Raw genomic sequence first — 16,062 nt, forward strand, 5'->3', positions numbered from 1 at the left:
GTAAATTGTAAACATAAAAAAAGGCCGCTTATTGCGGCCTTTTTTTATGTTTAAAATTTAATTGGTTTACTTCCTTTTGGGTTTTGGGATAAAAGCTGAGGGGTAAGCTTCTTTTAGCGTTAAAAGAGCTCTGTCTGCTTCTATTCTATTTCTAAAGTTTCCTACCCAAACCTTATAATTTGGTTCTTCATACTTAATTCTAGCACTGTAATTATATAGAGATTCGTAGTGTTTTATCTCTTCGCTAGCACCTTTGGAGTTTCCGCTAAAGATCTGAATTGCAAAACGATCCCCTATCGTATAGGATTTTTGAAGTTCTGTTTTCGTATCAATTAATTGAGTTATCATTTCATCTTCTGAAATGTTAATTTTTGCTGAATTTTCTTGAGAAACGGCTATTCCTGAAAAACCAAGGAATAAGCCCAACGAGATATTTCGTATGCTTAAAATATTCATAGCTATGATTTTATGGACAAATGTAAAACTTAATAACTAAGATTCTAGCTATTTTATTATTTAGAACTAGTATAAATTACCGATTAACACTTCTGTAACATTCACAAAATCGAACTTAAGTATTACTTTTGTGCCTGAATTTAATGGTGCGATTCTGAGTTTTTACGTACAGATTTTAATCTTAAAAACCGTACCAAAGTTTAGACGTTAATTCAACTTGTAATATGAAAAAGGTGAAATACCGCCACTCAACTTCGCGACTGCTCTTAATTGTAGCGTTTTTTCTTTCGTTCTCTGTAACGGGATTTTCTCAGGATTCTACAGATGTCGAGGCTGGTGAGCCAAAGACAGCTGCAGGAAAAGATGATGCATCCGCTTCAGCAGAACTTGGAGATCCGGCAGCCGGTAAAGGTTTGTTTAATTCTTTGTGTGCAGCATGTCATAAACCATACTCAGCTAGTATTGGTCCGGCACTAAACGGAGTGACACTTAGGCATGATAAAGAATGGCTTTATGCATGGATTAAAAACAACGCAGAGCTAAGAGCTTCTGGGGATGCAGATGCAGAAGCGATTTATCAGGAATACAATGGTACTGCAATGCCAGTTTTTCCTCAGCTAAGTAATGAGGATATTGATAATATTCTTGCTTATGTAGAGCAGCCGCAACCAGAAACTTCTACTGCCGCCACTGGTGGAGGAGAAGCTGAAGGCCAGGGTGGATCTGGAGGAGGAGTTTCTGTGAATATCATATTAGGTATTCTGATCTTTGTTTTAATTATGCTGTTGGTTGTTTTGTTCTTAGTGAATAAAACGCTCAATAATTTTGCTGCGGCTAGCGGAGTTTCACTTCCTAAGAAGCCAAAAGGGAAGCCAATTTGGCAATCTTTTGTTGAAAATCAGTTTTTAGTACTTGTTTTTTCAATAGTTGTGCTTTTAGGTGTTGGTTATTTCGCTTATGGATTTTTGATGCAGGTTGGAGTTGATCAAGGTTATCAACCAATTCAGCCAATTCATTATTCTCATAGAATTCATGCAGGAGATAATGGTATTGAATGTAAGTATTGCCACTCTTCAGCCAGAGTTTCAAAATCTTCAGGAATTCCATCATTGAATGTGTGTATGAATTGTCATAAAGCTATCTCTGAAGTTGCACCTGAAACTGCTACTGAAGATCATTCTAAAGAATTCTATGATGGTGAGATTGCAAAATTATACGATGCTGTAGGATGGGATCCTGCAACTAGAACATACTCGGGAGAAGAGAAGCCGGTGAAATGGGTTAGAATTCATAATCTTCCAGATTTCGTTTATTTTAACCACTCGCAGCACGTTACTGTTGCGGGAGTACAATGTCAGCACTGTCATGGTCCTATTCAGGAAATGGAAGTTGTACATCAGGAAGCTCCTCTTACTATGGGGTGGTGTATAAACTGTCACCGTGAAACTAGTGTTCAGATGGAAGGAAACGAATATTATGAAAAAATCCACGAAGAGCTTTCTAAGAAGTATGGTGTAGAAGAGCTTACTATTGCTGAAATGGGTGGTCTTGAATGTGGTAAGTGCCACTATTAATAACTGCGTTAGCAGATATAAATTAAGAAGTAAATATCTAGATATATATGTCATCAAACAAAAAATACTGGAAAAGTGTTGAAGAGCTAAAAGGTAGCTCTGTTGTTGAGACGCTAAAACAAAAAGAATTTGCAGAGGAGATTCCTGTAGAGGATTTTCTTGGTGATGAGGAATCTTTAAGTAATTCAAAAACTTCTAGAAGGGATTTTCTAAAGTATGTTGGGTTTAGTACTGCAGCTGCTTCTCTTGCAGCCTGTGAAGGTCCTGTGGTTAAATCAATTCCTTATGTAGTTCAACCAGAGCGTATAGTTCCTGGGGTTGCTAACTATTATGCTTCTACCATTGCAAACGGATTTGATTTTCAAAGTGTTTTGGTTAAGACCAGAGAGGGTAGACCAATTAAGATTGAAAATAATGATCTTGCGAAAGTAAAAGCTGCGGGTGGTGCTCGTGTTCATGCTTCGGTTCTTTCTTTGTATGATAAGAAAAGAGTGAAGCGCCCAATGATCGATGGTAAGAATGTATCTTGGGAGCAATTTGATCGTGAAGTTGGATCTGCTCTTAATTCGGTTTCAGGAGAGATTGTTTTACTTACACAAACTTTTGCTAGCCCTAGTACAACTAAGCTTATTCAGGAATTTAGTGCGAAATATGCTAACGTAAAACATGTTACTTATGATGCCGTTTCTGAAGGCGCAGCGCTTTCAGCCTTTGAAGCTAGATATGGAAGAAGAGCACTTCCTAATTATGATTTTAGTGAAGCGGAAGCTATAGTTTCTATAGGAGCTGATTTTCTGGGTGATTGGCAAGGCGGAGGTTACGATGTTAGTTATGCTAAAAGTCGTATCCCGAATAATGGAAAAATGTCAAGACACGTACAATTTGAATCAAATCTTTCTTTGGCAGGTGCCAAAGCGGATAAACGTGTACTTGCAAAACCATCAGAGCAAAAGGCTATTTTAGCTGCGCTTTATGGATATATAGTTGGAGGGAATTCTACAAGTGAGCTTTCTTCCAAAATTGATGATGCAGTTGTAAAAGCAGCAAGTCAATTAAGAAAGGCTGGAAGTAAAGGTGTTGTAGTTTCTGGTATTCCAGATGCTGATGCGCAGGCTCTTGTTTTGTCTATTAATGAGGCTTTAGGTAGTTCTATTATGGACACTGATAATGCTCGCTTGACGCGTCAAGGTAATACGGCACAGGTTACTGAACTTGTTGAAAATATGAATTCTGGTAATGTAGGAGCGCTAATGGTTGTGGGAACAAATCCTGCTTATAGTCTTCCTAATGCTTCTGAGTTTATTGAAGGTATTAAAAATGTAGATTTAACTGTTTCATTTACCATGAAGGAAGACGAAACAGCTAAACTTTGTAAATATATTGCTGCGACTCCTCATTATCTTGAAAGTTGGGGAGATGTTCAGTTTACTGATAAACAATTCAGTTTAATGCAGCCTACCATTAGACCTTTATTTGATACTCGTCAGTTTCAGGAGTGTCTTTTAAAATGGTCTGGTAATAGTAAATCTTATCACGATTATATTAAGGAAACATGGTCTGGTAGTTTATCTGGTGGATGGAATCAGGCATTACATGACGGTGTTTTTGAAGGAAACAGCCCTGTTAGTTTACCGGTTTCTGAAGGTTTTGCTCCATCAAACAATGATGCTTCATCGTTGAGAAAATTGAATGCATCTGCCCAAGAAAAAGGTGATTTGGAGCTTACGCTTTATACCAAAGTTTCGATGGGAGATGGTGAGCAAGCTAACAACCCTTGGTTGCAAGAACTTCCAGATCCTATAACAAGAACAACTTGGGATAATTATCTGATGATTTCTAAAGCAGATGCAGATAAATTAGATTTGGAGAATGAAATTGTTTCCAACGGAGCTTTAAACGGAAATTATGTAGATATTAGTGTTGGTGATACAACACTTAAGAATGTGCCTGTAATAGTACAGCCAGGTCAAGCAAAAGGTTCTGTTGCCTTAGCCTTAGGCTATGGTAAGAAAGAAGGAATGCAAGAAGAGATGCAAGTAGGTGTAAATGCCTATCCTTTATATAAGAATTTTAGTGCTTTCCAAAATGTATCTGTTACTAAAGCTGCAGGAACTCATGAGTTTGCCAGTGTTCAGATGCAAAGTACACTAGCTGGTCGTGATGATATTGTTAAAGAAACTAGTTTATCTGTTCTTACAACAAAATCTAAACATGAATGGAATAGTGTTCCTGAGGTAGATTATAATCATCAGGAGATTCCAGTAAGTGATCAGAAAGCTGATATTTGGAATTCTTTCGATAGATCTATCGGTCATCATTTTAATTTATCAATAGATTTAAATGCATGTACTGGTTGTGGCGCTTGTGTTATAGCTTGTCATTCAGAAAACAATGTTCCTGTTGTTGGTAAGGATGAGGTAAGAAAGTTTAGAGATATGCACTGGTTAAGAATAGATAGATACTATTCTGCTGGCGATACTTTTGAAGAAGAACAAGAGAAATTAATAAATCTTCCTGCTTTTGAGACCTACGATACTATAGAAGATCCTTCTTATGATAATCCACAGGTTGCTTTTCAGCCTGTAATGTGTCAGCATTGTAACCACGCACCTTGTGAAACTGTTTGTCCAGTTGCAGCAACATCGCATGGTAGACAAGGGCAAAACCAAATGATTTATAATAGATGTGTAGGTACAAGATACTGTGCTAACAACTGTCCTTATAAAGTGCGAAGATTTAACTGGTTTAATTACGCTCAGAACGAGGAATTTGATTATCATATGAATAACGATCTTGGTCGTATGGTATTAAATCCAGATGTTGTAGTACGTTCTCGCGGAGTTATGGAGAAATGTTCTATGTGTATTCAAATGACGCAAAAAACAATTTTGGATGCTAAGCGCGAAGGAAGAGAAATCAAAGATGGTGAATTCCGTACAGCTTGTTCAGCAGCGTGTGATACCGGAGCTATTCAGTTTGGAGATGTAAACGATAAGGAATCTAAAGTTGCTAAAATGCAAAATGATGATAGAACTTATCATTTGTTAGAAAGTATCGGTACGAAGCCAAACGTAATGTATCAGGCTAAAATCACTAATACTGCTGAAGCATAATAATTAAGTAATAAGAATCAATTTTTTAGAAATATGTCGTCACATTACGAAGCACCTATAAGAGAACCTCTGGTTACTGGAGAGAAGACTTATCATGATATAAGTGTTGAAGTAGGAGCGCCTGTACTTGGTAGAGCTAATAAATCCTGGTACATAGTATTTACAATTGCCTTAATTGCATTTTTGTGGGGATTAGGTTGTATAATCTATACTGTTTCTACAGGAATCGGAGTATGGGGGTTAAACAAGACCATTGGATGGGCTTGGGATATTACCAACTTCGTTTGGTGGGTAGGTATTGGACATGCCGGAACTTTGATTTCTGCTGTATTATTGTTATTCCGTCAGAAATGGAGAATGGCAGTTAACCGTTCTGCAGAGGCAATGACAATTTTTGCGGTAGTTCAGGCAGGTTTATTCCCAATTATACACATGGGACGTCCATGGTTGGCATATTGGGTGCTTCCAATTCCAAATCAATTTGGTTCCCTTTGGGTAAACTTTAATTCACCTTTACTTTGGGATGTATTTGCGATCTCTACATATCTTTCTGTATCTCTTGTATTCTGGTGGACTGGTTTGCTTCCTGATTTTGCGATGCTTCGTGATAGAACAACAAATGAGTTTCAGAAAAAAATATACGGAATATTAAGTTTTGGATGGAGTGGTCGTGTTAAAGACTGGCAACGATTCGAAGAAGTATCTTTGGTATTAGCTGGTTTAGCAACTCCTTTAGTACTTTCTGTACACACTATTGTATCTTTTGACTTTGCGACTTCGGTAGTTCCAGGATGGCACAGTACTATTTTCCCTCCTTACTTCGTAGCAGGGGCGATCTTTTCAGGTTTTGCAATGGTACAAACCTTATTAATCATTATGAGAAAAGTGGTAAATCTTCAGGATTATATTACTGTTCTTCATATTGAATATATGAACAAAGTTATCCTGCTAACTGGAGGTATTGTTTCCGTAGCATATATAACTGAATTTTTTATAGGATGGTATTCAGGTACTAGTTACGAGAACTATACTTACTTATCTTTTGGTGCTGCAACAGGACCTTATGCTTGGGCTTTTTGGGCATTAATTATTTGTAACTTTATAGTGCCACTAACTTTATGGTTTAAAAAGCTAAGAAGAAATATTCTTTGGACTTTTATTGTAGCTCTTGTTATTAATATTGGAATGTGGTTTGAGCGTTTTGATATTATTGTGATCGACTTAAGTAAAGGTAGAACCCCATCATCTTGGGCAATGTTTTCTCCTACATTTGTTGATATTGGTGTATTTATTGGTACAATTGGATTCTTCTTTGTTTTGTTCCTGTTATATGCAAGAACATTCCCAGTGATCGCTCAGGCAGAAGTTAAGACTATCTTGAAATCATCTGGTGAGTACTATAAGAATCTAAGAGCTAAACATGGTGACGACGTTGCTCATCACGTAGATAATGACCCTACTTCTAAAGAGCCGTCGGCAAATATTGAGGGAAAAGGTAATTTCTTTGGTGATACTTCTACTGAAAAGGAAGTTGGAGAAGGCCATGAGGCAACGGTAAATGCGGATGGATTGGGAATCACTGAAGCTCAAAAAAATCGCCTTGATGTAATGTTAGAAAGGATTGGAACTTTCAATCCCGAAACGCAAAAGGCTGATGATTTGCAAAAACTTGATAATGTTGGGCCGTTGTTGGAGCAGCGTTTGCATCAAGTAGGAATATACAAGTATGGCCAGGTGGCTAATTTGACGAATGAAGATTATGTTTTGCTTGATGAAGTTATAGAAAGCTTCCCTATTGCTAGTAATCGTAGTGATTGGAACGCTCAGGCAACCGAACTAAAAAATAAATAACCAAGATGGCATCAAAGACAATACACGCTATTTATAATGATGATGATCTGCTTTTACAGGCTGTAAAGCAGGTTCGTGAAGCGCGCTATCACATTGGAGAAGTCTTTACTCCTTTTCCTGTCCACGGTTTGGATAAAGCGATTGGTGAAGCTCCTACAAGACTGGCGATAACTTCTTTTTTATACGGTATTACAGGTTTATCGGTAGCCATTTTGATGATGAATTTTATGATGGTTCAAGATTGGCCTCAGGATATTGGAGGAAAACCTAGTTTTTCATTCATAACCAATATGCCATCATTTGTGCCAATTATGTTTGAGTTGACTGTATTTTTTGCGGCTCACTTAATGGTAATCACTTTTTATATGAGAAGTAGATTGGCACCTTTTAAAAAAGCTGAAAATCCAGATCCAAGAACAACTGATGATATGTTCTTAATGGAGATCGACGCAACAAATCATAACGTAGACGACCTTACAAAGTTTTTATACGATACGGGTGCTGCAGAAATTAAATTAATTGATAATAAATAGACCAGATGAGAAGTTTATTTCATAAATCTATAGTCTTTATTATAATCGCAGGTTTTTTTACTTCCTGTGCAGATGATAACGATCGTAACTACCAGTATTTTCCTGATATGTATCGACCAGTTCCTTACGAGCCTTATGGGTCATACGATATTTTTGCGAATCAGCAGGAAGCTAAATTGCCGGTAGAAGGAAGCATCTCTAGAGGTTGGATGCCTTATGATTACGAAAATACACCAGAGGGAAGAGAGGATGCTAAAGCAAATTTAAAAAACCCTTTACCATATACAGAGGATAATTTAACTGAAGGTAAAGCCCTATATACTGTTTATTGTGCAGTATGTCATGGAGACAAAGGTGATGGGCAAGGAACGTTGGTAGAAAGAGAAAAAATATTGGGTGTTCCTTCTTATGATGATCCAGGTCGAAGTATTACAGAGGGAAGTGTTTACCACGCAATGTATTATGGTCTTAACAATATGGGGTCTTACGCTGTTCAAACTAGTATAAAAGAGCGTTGGCAAATAGATCATTATGTGATGAGTTTAAAAGATAAGTTAGAAGGAAATCCTGAACGTTCTTTTCAAACCAATACCATAACTCAGGAAAATTCAGAAAATCTTAATCCTGCTGAACCTGCTGATGAGCCTAGTAAAGAGCAAGTCGAAGGATCAAATGAAGAGGAATCTCAGTCTGAGGAATAATTAATTAGGAATATAGCTTTTAGATCTAGTAATATGTATACGCTTTCTAGTAAATTAAAATTAACTGCAATTATTCTAATAGTTGTTGGTGCCATAGGCTTAGTTTATGGTTTTATTTCTACACCATCCAACCAGGAAGAATTGAAGGAATTAATGGCTTCAGATGCTCACGGCGAACACAGCAGTGATCATGTTGAAGCAACGGCTAATATAGAGGGACATGGTGCTGAAGAAAACCATCATGCCAGCTCTGCTGAAGTTCACGAAAATGAAACAGCTCATGAAACAGAAGCTCACGGAGAAGCTGAGCATGGTGATGAACATATGGAGCATGTGCTTCATCAATTTCAAACCAAACCTTGGTCGGCCGTTTTTGTCTCAGGTTTCTTTTTCTTAATGATTGCATTGGGAGCTCTTGTATTTTATGCTATTCAATACGTCGCACAGGCAGGTTGGTCTCCGGTATTATTTAGAGTTATTGAGGGTATTACCAATTATATTTTACCAGGTTCGATTATCGTTGTGTTAATTGTACTTTTTGCAGGGGAGCATTTTTATCCTTGGCAAAATCATGAACTTGTTGAAGAAGATGTGATCTTGCAAGGTAAATCAGGATATCTTAATTTTCCGTTTTTCGTTATTAGAGCTATAATTTATCTAATAGGATGGAATTTATATCGATTCATTGCAACCAGAAATTCAGTAGCACAAGCTACAGCTAATACTTTAACTCCTTATAAAAAGAATTTTAAGGCTTCGGTATTTTTCCTATTGTTTTTTGTAATTACTGAAACTACGATGGCCTGGGACTGGTTTATGAGTATGACTCCGCATTGGTACAGTACACTTTTCGCATGGTACATATTCGCTAGTATGTTTGTTTCTGCGATTACTGTAATTGCCATGGTAACAATGTTCCTTAAAAAGCTTGGACATTTAAGTTTCGTAAACGATAGTCACTTGCACGATTTGGCTAAGTTTATGTTCGCTTTTAGTGTATTTTGGACCTATCTTTGGTTCGGCCAATTCTTATTAATTTGGTATGCAAATATCCCTGAAGAAGTAACTTATTTTATTATTAGAATTGAAGAATATAACTTATTATTCTTTGGTATGATCGTTTTGAATTTTATATTCCCTATTCTAATGCTGATAAATACAGATTATAAGCGTATTCCTTGGTTTGTGATGATGGCGGGAGTATTAATTTTAGTAGGACATTATATAGATATTTTCCTATTAGTTATGCCTTCTACTGTTGGACCTTACTGGTCTTTCGGTATTCCTGAAATTGGAAGTATCTTATTCTTCTTAGGCTTGTTTATATTGTTTGTAGGAACTGGTTTAGGTAAAGAATCCTTATATCCAAAGGGTAATCCTTTCCTTAAGGAAAGTGAAAATTACCATTACTAATTAAAAGATTGATTGTTTAAAGAAGACTTTATAAAATGACCGTATTTTTAGTAATCATAGTATTAGCACTTCTTGCTGTAACAGGATGGCAAATTTCAAAAATATTTGAATTGTCAAAAACTCCTGATGCAGATACTTCTCAGGTAGCTAACAATAAGGATAACGAGAACCAGGGAAAACTAATGATTGGTTTTGCAGTTTTTCTTTATCTTTTAATGATATTTTGTTTTTGGAGTTACACAAACGTAACTTTACCAGAAGCTTCATCAGAGCATGGTAGTAAATATGATAACTTAATGTTGATATCTATTCTACTTATCATGTTTGTTCAAATTATAACTCAGGCATTACTGCATTTTTTTGCGTATAAGTACAGAGGTGCAGCAGGAAAGAAAGCTTTGTTTTATGCAGATAATGATAAGTTAGAATTTATTTGGACTATCATTCCGGTAATTGTGTTAGCAGGATTAATTATATATGGCCTTTTTACTTGGACCGATATTATGAGTGTTAATGAGGATGAGGATCCAATAGTTATCGAGTTATATGCTCAACAATTTAGTTGGACTGCAAGATATGCAGGTGAAGATAATACTCTAGGTGAGGCAAATGTTCGTTTCATAGAAGGAGTAAATACATTGGGGGTTGATAAAGAAGATTCTTATGCTCAGGATGATAAAGTTGTAAGAGAATTACATTTACCGGTCAATAAGCCAGTATTATTTAAATTAAGGTCTCAGGATGTATTGCACTCTGCTTATTTCCCTCATTTTAGAGCACAAATGAATGTTGTTCCTGGTATGATTACTCAGTTTGGTTTTACTCCAACAGTAACTACTGAAGAAATGAGGAATAACGATGATATGATCGATAAAGTAGATCATATAAATGAAATTAGGAAAGATAATGGAGATGACTCTTACGAATTTGATTACTTCTTACTATGTAATAAGATTTGTGGACAAGCCCATTATAACATGCAGATGAAGGTTGTTGTAGAGTCTGAAGCGGAATACGAAGCCTGGTTGGCCGAGCAAGGAACTTTCGAAGAATCAATGTCGCAAGAATAATTATTTTATTAAAGAACTAAAAGTATTATTTAAGATATGTCAGCAGTAGTAAACGCACCAGCTCAGGATCACCACGAAGATCACGGACATCATCATAAACAAACATTTATATCGAAGTATATTTTTAGCTTTGATCATAAAATGGTTGCTAAGCAATTCCTAATTACAGGTCTCTTAATGGGGATCGTTGGAATTGGAATGTCTATTTTATTTAGAATGCAATTAGCATGGCCAGAGGAGTCTTTTGCTATTTTTGAAGCTTTGCTAGGAAAATGGGCTCCAGATGGGGTGATGACACCAAATATTTATCTTGCATTAGTGACCATCCATGGGACTATCATGGTATTTTTTGTACTTACCGCGGGATTAAGTGGTACCTTCAGTAACCTACTTATTCCGTTGCAAATTGGTGCTAGAGATATGGCTTCTGGTTTTATGAATATGCTTTCATATTGGTTGTTTTTTGTAGCTTGTGTGATTATGTTATGTTCTTTATTCGTAGAGGCAGGACCTGCTTCTTCTGGTTGGACAATATACCCTCCTTTAAGTGCATTACCGCAAGCGATTGGTGGTTCAGGTATGGGGATGACACTTTGGTTAGTTTCCATGGCATTATTTATTGCTTCTCAGTTATTAGGAGGTATTAATTACATTGTTACCGTTATTAATTTAAGAACCAAAGGAATGTCTATGACAAGACTTCCATTAACTATTTGGGCGTTCTTCGTAACAGCAATTCTTGGTTTGGTTTCTTTCCCTGTATTGCTATCGGCAGCATTACTATTAATCATGGATAGAAGTTTTGGAACTTCATTCTTTTTAAGTGATATTTTTATTGAAGGAGAAGTATTAAGCCACCATGGTGGTTCACCGGTTTTATTTGAACATTTATTCTGGTTCTTAGGTCACCCTGAAGTTTACATCGTAATTCTTCCGGCTCTTGGTATAACTTCAGAAGTTGTTGCTACAAACTCTCGTAAACCTATTTTTGGTTATCGTGCGATGATCGCATCTATATTAGCAATTGGTTTCCTTTCAACAATCGTTTGGGGGCACCATATGTTCGTATCGGGTATGAATCCATTTTTAGGATCTGTATTTACCTTTACAACGTTATTGATTGCGATTCCTTCAGCGGTAAAAGCTTTTAACTATATAACTACATTATGGAAGGGTAACCTTCAAATGAATCCAGGAATGTTATTCTCGATTGGTTTGGTATCCACATTTATTACTGGTGGTCTTACCGGTATTATTCTGGGGGATTCAACACTAGATATTAACGTTCATGATACTTATTTTGTGGTAGCTCACTTCCACCTTGTAATGGGTATTTCAGCATTGTATGGTCTTTTTGCCGGTGTTTATCACTGGTTCCCAAAGATGTTTGGAAGAATGATGAACAAAAATCTTGGTTATATCCACTTCTGGGTAACAGCTGTTGGAGCATATGGAGTTTTCTTCCCAATGCACTTTATAGGAATGGCTGGTCTTCCAAGACGTTATTATACAAATACAGCTTTTCCATATTTCGATGATCTTGCAGATATTAATGTAATTATTACAGTTTGTGCTATCATAACTGCTTTGGTTCAGTTGGTATTCATTTACAATTTCTTTAATTCAATGTTCCGCGGTAAGAAAGCGACTATGAACCCTTGGAAATCTAATACTCTAGAATGGACTACACCAGTAGAGCATATTCATGGAAACTGGCCAGGAGAGCTTCCTGTAGTATATCGTTGGGCGTATGATTATAGTAAAACCTATCCTAACGGCGAATACATTATTAAAGGTCAGGATTATGTACCTCAAACGGTACCGATGCAAAAGGATGAAGAAGATTTACATCATTAATAAACTTTTATCTTATATACTCAAAAGCCTTTTCTTTAATGAAGAGGCTTTTTTATTTTATATTTGTTTGTCTATACTTAAGCTGTATTTAATTTAATTGCTATGAATGAAAATCTTGATGCCAGCGGAGAAAGTTTTTCTTCGGAAGAATTTGATATTGAAAGGGCTTTAAGGCCTCTTAGTTTTGATGATTTTGCTGGACAGGAACAGGTTTTAGATAATTTAAAAGTATTTGTAGCAGCTGCGAATCTAAGAAATGAAGCTTTAGATCATACCTTATTACATGGTCCTCCCGGATTAGGGAAAACCACCTTGGCTCATATTTTAGCAAACGAATTGAATGTTGGATTAAAAGTTACTTCAGGGCCTGTTTTGGATAAACCTGGAGATTTAGCCGGTCTTTTGACTAATCTTGATGAACGTGATATCCTTTTTATAGACGAAATTCACCGTTTAAGCCCTATTGTTGAAGAGTACTTATATTCAGCAATGGAAGATTATCGGATTGATATTATGATCGAATCTGGGCCAAATGCGCGTACGGTTCAACTTAATTTGAGTCCGTTTACCTTAATTGGTGCCACCACTAGATCTGGATTGCTTACGGCACCAATGAGAGCTCGTTTTGGGATTTCAAGTCGACTTCAATATTATTCAACCGAACTGCTTTCAGATATTGTTCAGCGTAGTGCGCAAATATTAAATGTACCAATTACTATGGAAGCAGCGATAGAAATTGCAGGTCGTAGCCGTGGAACGCCGCGTATAGCCAATGCACTTTTACGCAGAGTTCGTGATTTCGCTCAGATTAAAGGAGATGGTAAAATTGATATTCATATTGCCAAATATGGTTTGAAAGCTTTGAATGTAGATGCGCATGGTTTGGATGAAATGGACAACAAAATTCTAGAAACTATAATCGATAAATTTAAAGGTGGTCCCGTTGGTATAACCACTTTAGCTACTGCGGTAAGTGAAAGTGCTGAGACTATTGAAGAGGTTTACGAGCCTTTTTTGATTCAACAAGGATTTATTTATCGTACACCAAGAGGAAGAGAAGTAACCGAGGCTGCTTATAAGCATATGGGAAGATCGCCAGGCGCTAAGCAGGGAGGTCTATTTTAATAGTTGCAGATAAAGCTGCAATTTTTGACGTTTTGATTTATGAAGAAGAAAGAAATTCCAGAGGTATCTACGCTAACATTTTTAAAAAATGCAGGTAGCATTGTAAAAAATCCATTGCCTTTTCATCGTGAGAATTTCAAAAAGCATGGTGATATTTTCCGTTTAAATATTGGCCCTAAGAAGTCTGTTATTTTTTGTAGAGATGCAGATTTTGCCCAATATGTTTTACAAAAGAATCAGAAGAATTATATAAAATCTGAAATTCAGACCAAAGATCTCAAGAAATACGTAGGTAGTGGTCTGTTAACTGCTAACGGAAAACATTGGCAGAAACAACGAAAATTAATTCAGCCTGCCTTTCATAAAAAGCATATTGCTAACTTATTAGATACAATTTTAGAAGCTATAAGGGTTGAATATACAAAGATCGAACTCAATACTTCTTTAGATGTATTTTCCATATTCAACGATCTAGCTTTCCAAACTGTCGTTAAATCTTTATTTAGTTCAGCGGCCAGTCAGGAACAAATTAATCGTTTACAGTTTGTGACAGAAGCGAATCAAAAAATGCTTGTAAAAGAACTTCGACAGCCTTATAAAAGTGTTTGGTTCCGCATTAGCGGAGAGCTGAAACGCCACTTAAAATTAAGCGAAGAATCGCGACAAATTTTAAAGCAAATCGTAAAAGAACGTCAGGCAAATCCAAAGCGTTACGACGATTTACTCGATATGCTATTGGATGCGCGTTATGATGATGGGCAGCCGATGGATGAGGAACAACTAATCGATGAAATTTTAATTCTTTTTGTCGCCGGCCACGAGACCACTTCAAATTCCTTAAGTTTTACCATGCAACTACTAGCGCAGCATCCAGAAATTCAAGAAAAAGTTTTTACTGAAGTAAAGGAGGCTTCAGCGAATAGCAAGGGTTTGATGGAATTTCTTCAGCAATGTTCTTATACGCAAAATGTAGTTTTAGAGAGTATGCGTTTATATCCTCCTGCATATTTTATGGATCGAGTGAATTTAGAAGAAGATGAATTTAAAGGATTCAAATTCGATAAAAACTCGAACCTTTTATTTTCTTTTTATGAGATACATCGTAGCGAAAAACATTGGGAAAATCCGTTGTCCTTCAATCCAGATCGTTTTGCTTCAGAAAAAAATCCGGAAGCCTATTTTCCATTTGGTGCAGGGCCAAGAAAATGTATAGGTAGCAATTTTGCGATGTACGAGATGATTTTGGCCGTTTCAGAAATGATTTCTAACTTTAAAATCCTTCCGAAGAAAAAAGAAATCGAGATTTTACCTCTTATTACTTTGAAGCCTAAAAATGCTTTTGTAGAATTTCAGAAAAGAGCTTAATGTTTTCAGAAAACAAAGCAAAATACACCAATATCATCAAAGAAGAGGCGAAACGTCTTGGATTTATGTCTTGCGGAATTAGTAAAGCTGAATTTCTAGAGCAAGAAGCACCGCGTTTGGAAGAATGGCTTAATAAAAATCGAAATGGTAACATGTATTACATGGAAAACCATTTTGATAAGCGTCTAGACCCAACAAAACTGGTGGAAGGTTCTAAAAGTGTGATTTCTTTATTACTGAATTATTATCCTGCTCAAACTCAAAACCCAGACTCTTACAAGATCAGTAAATATGCCTACGGAAGAGATTACCACTTTGTGATTAAAGACAAATTGAAATCTTTACTGAAATTTATTCAAGATGAAATTGGTGAAGTTGAAGGACGAGCTTTTGTGGATTCTGCACCGGTTTTAGATAAAGCCTGGGCCGCAAAAAGTGGTTTGGGATGGATAGGGAAGAACTCAAATTTACTTTCTAAAAAAGCCGGTTCTTTTTTCTTTATAGCAGAGTTGATCGTCGATCTGGATTTAGAATACGATACCCCGGTAACCGATCATTGCGGTACTTGTACTGCCTGTATTGATGCCTGTCCTACCAACGCCATTGTAGAGCCTTATAAAGTAGATGGTAGCAAGTGTATTTCTTATTTTACCATAGAGCTAAAAGATGAATTGCCGAATAGTTTTAAAAATACTTTTGACGACTGGATGTTTGGCTGCGATATTTGTCAGGATGTTTGCCCTTGGAATCGTTTCTCCAAACCTCATAACGAGCCGTTGTTCGATCCCCATCCCGACTTGCTTAAATTCGATAAAAAAGATTGGGAAGAAATTACCAAAGAAACCTTCAACGAAATCTTTCGAAAATCTGCCGTTAAAAGAACCAAATTCGAAGGTTTGAAGCGGAATATTAATTATTTGAATTGGAGAGAAAGTAATTAAAAAAAATCTGAATGTAATTTTAATTGCTAGGTATCAAGAACAGCGAGGCTCTAGAAAAATTAA

At 36.5% G+C, this 16,062-nt stretch carries 12 protein-coding genes; 11 read left to right on the forward strand and 1 reads right to left on the reverse strand.

Annotated elements, in window-relative coordinates:
• Nucleotides 1–66: 66 nt before the first annotated feature.
• The gene (locus tag PBT91_RS01715; RefSeq protein WP_270060089.1) at nucleotides 67–456 is read right to left on the reverse strand and encodes an SPOR domain-containing protein; all 390 of its coding nucleotides are present in this window, start codon (nucleotides 454–456) and stop codon (nucleotides 67–69) included.
• Nucleotides 457–680: 224 nt separating this feature from the next.
• Here PBT91_RS01715 and PBT91_RS01720 point away from each other — a divergent pair, with 224 nt between their 5' ends.
• The 11 genes from PBT91_RS01720 to queG all read left to right on the forward strand — a co-directional run bounded on the left by PBT91_RS01720 (nucleotide 681) and on the right by queG (nucleotide 15,999).
• Entirely contained in the window at nucleotides 681–2,030 is a 1,350-nt protein-coding gene (locus tag PBT91_RS01720; protein WP_270060090.1) for a c-type cytochrome, read from the forward strand.
• A gap of 47 nt (nucleotides 2,031–2,077) precedes the next feature.
• Complete coding sequence (locus tag PBT91_RS01725; RefSeq protein WP_270060091.1) at nucleotides 2,078–5,143, forward strand: TAT-variant-translocated molybdopterin oxidoreductase; 3,066 nt, start codon at nucleotides 2,078–2,080, stop codon at nucleotides 5,141–5,143.
• A gap of 33 nt (nucleotides 5,144–5,176) precedes the next feature.
• Entirely contained in the window at nucleotides 5,177–6,994 is a 1,818-nt protein-coding gene (nrfD, locus tag PBT91_RS01730) for an NrfD/PsrC family molybdoenzyme membrane anchor subunit (RefSeq protein WP_270060092.1), read from the forward strand.
• Nucleotides 6,995–6,999: 5 nt separating this feature from the next.
• Nucleotides 7,000–7,527, forward strand: coding sequence for a DUF3341 domain-containing protein (locus PBT91_RS01735; protein WP_270060093.1), 528 nt, complete (start codon nucleotides 7,000–7,002; stop codon nucleotides 7,525–7,527).
• Between the two features lie 5 nt (nucleotides 7,528–7,532).
• Nucleotides 7,533–8,228, forward strand: a complete 696-nt coding sequence (locus PBT91_RS01740; protein ID WP_270060094.1) for a c-type cytochrome — start codon at nucleotides 7,533–7,535, stop codon at nucleotides 8,226–8,228.
• 33 nt (nucleotides 8,229–8,261) lie between these two features.
• Entirely contained in the window at nucleotides 8,262–9,641 is a 1,380-nt protein-coding gene (locus PBT91_RS01745; protein ID WP_270060095.1) for a quinol:cytochrome C oxidoreductase, read from the forward strand.
• A gap of 35 nt (nucleotides 9,642–9,676) precedes the next feature.
• The gene (locus PBT91_RS01750; protein ID WP_270060096.1) at nucleotides 9,677–10,711 is read left to right on the forward strand and encodes a cytochrome c oxidase subunit II; all 1,035 of its coding nucleotides are present in this window, start codon (nucleotides 9,677–9,679) and stop codon (nucleotides 10,709–10,711) included.
• 36 nt (nucleotides 10,712–10,747) lie between these two features.
• The gene (locus tag PBT91_RS01755; protein WP_270060097.1) at nucleotides 10,748–12,568 is read left to right on the forward strand and encodes a cytochrome c oxidase subunit I; all 1,821 of its coding nucleotides are present in this window, start codon (nucleotides 10,748–10,750) and stop codon (nucleotides 12,566–12,568) included.
• Between the two features lie 102 nt (nucleotides 12,569–12,670).
• Complete coding sequence (ruvB, locus tag PBT91_RS01760) at nucleotides 12,671–13,693, forward strand: Holliday junction branch migration DNA helicase RuvB (protein ID WP_270060098.1); 1,023 nt, start codon at nucleotides 12,671–12,673, stop codon at nucleotides 13,691–13,693.
• A 39-nt stretch (nucleotides 13,694–13,732) separates the two neighbouring features.
• Nucleotides 13,733–15,058: a cytochrome P450 gene (locus PBT91_RS01765; RefSeq protein WP_270060099.1), complete on the forward strand. Its 1,326-nt coding sequence runs from the start codon at nucleotides 13,733–13,735 to the stop codon at nucleotides 15,056–15,058.
• Entirely contained in the window at nucleotides 15,058–15,999 is a 942-nt protein-coding gene (gene queG / locus PBT91_RS01770) for a tRNA epoxyqueuosine(34) reductase QueG (protein ID WP_270060100.1), read from the forward strand. Before PBT91_RS01765 ends, queG begins: the two co-directional genes overlap by 1 nt.
• Nucleotides 16,000–16,062: the final 63 nt, after the last annotated feature.

The organism is Zunongwangia sp. HGR-M22, assembly GCF_027594425.1.
Classification (GTDB): domain Bacteria; phylum Bacteroidota; class Bacteroidia; order Flavobacteriales; family Flavobacteriaceae; genus Zunongwangia.

Bases quoted from the DNA above. Each gene is read 5' to 3' on its own strand.
- PBT91_RS01715 (WP_270060089.1), bottom strand. From the start codon at position 456: ATGAATATTTTAAGCATACGAAATATCTCGTTGGGCTTATTCCTTGGT.
- PBT91_RS01720 (WP_270060090.1), top strand. From the start codon at position 681: ATGAAAAAGGTGAAATACCGCCACTCAACTTCGCGACTGCTCTTAATT.
- PBT91_RS01725 (WP_270060091.1), top strand. From the start codon at position 2,078: ATGTCATCAAACAAAAAATACTGGAAAAGTGTTGAAGAGCTAAAAGGT.
- nrfD (WP_270060092.1), top strand. From the start codon at position 5,177: ATGTCGTCACATTACGAAGCACCTATAAGAGAACCTCTGGTTACTGGA.
- PBT91_RS01735 (WP_270060093.1), top strand. From the start codon at position 7,000: ATGGCATCAAAGACAATACACGCTATTTATAATGATGATGATCTGCTT.
- PBT91_RS01740 (WP_270060094.1), top strand. From the start codon at position 7,533: ATGAGAAGTTTATTTCATAAATCTATAGTCTTTATTATAATCGCAGGT.
- PBT91_RS01745 (WP_270060095.1), top strand. From the start codon at position 8,262: ATGTATACGCTTTCTAGTAAATTAAAATTAACTGCAATTATTCTAATA.
- PBT91_RS01750 (WP_270060096.1), top strand. From the start codon at position 9,677: ATGACCGTATTTTTAGTAATCATAGTATTAGCACTTCTTGCTGTAACA.
- PBT91_RS01755 (WP_270060097.1), top strand. From the start codon at position 10,748: ATGTCAGCAGTAGTAAACGCACCAGCTCAGGATCACCACGAAGATCAC.
- ruvB (WP_270060098.1), top strand. From the start codon at position 12,671: ATGAATGAAAATCTTGATGCCAGCGGAGAAAGTTTTTCTTCGGAAGAA.
- PBT91_RS01765 (WP_270060099.1), top strand. From the start codon at position 13,733: ATGAAGAAGAAAGAAATTCCAGAGGTATCTACGCTAACATTTTTAAAA.
- queG (WP_270060100.1), top strand. From the start codon at position 15,058: ATGTTTTCAGAAAACAAAGCAAAATACACCAATATCATCAAAGAAGAG.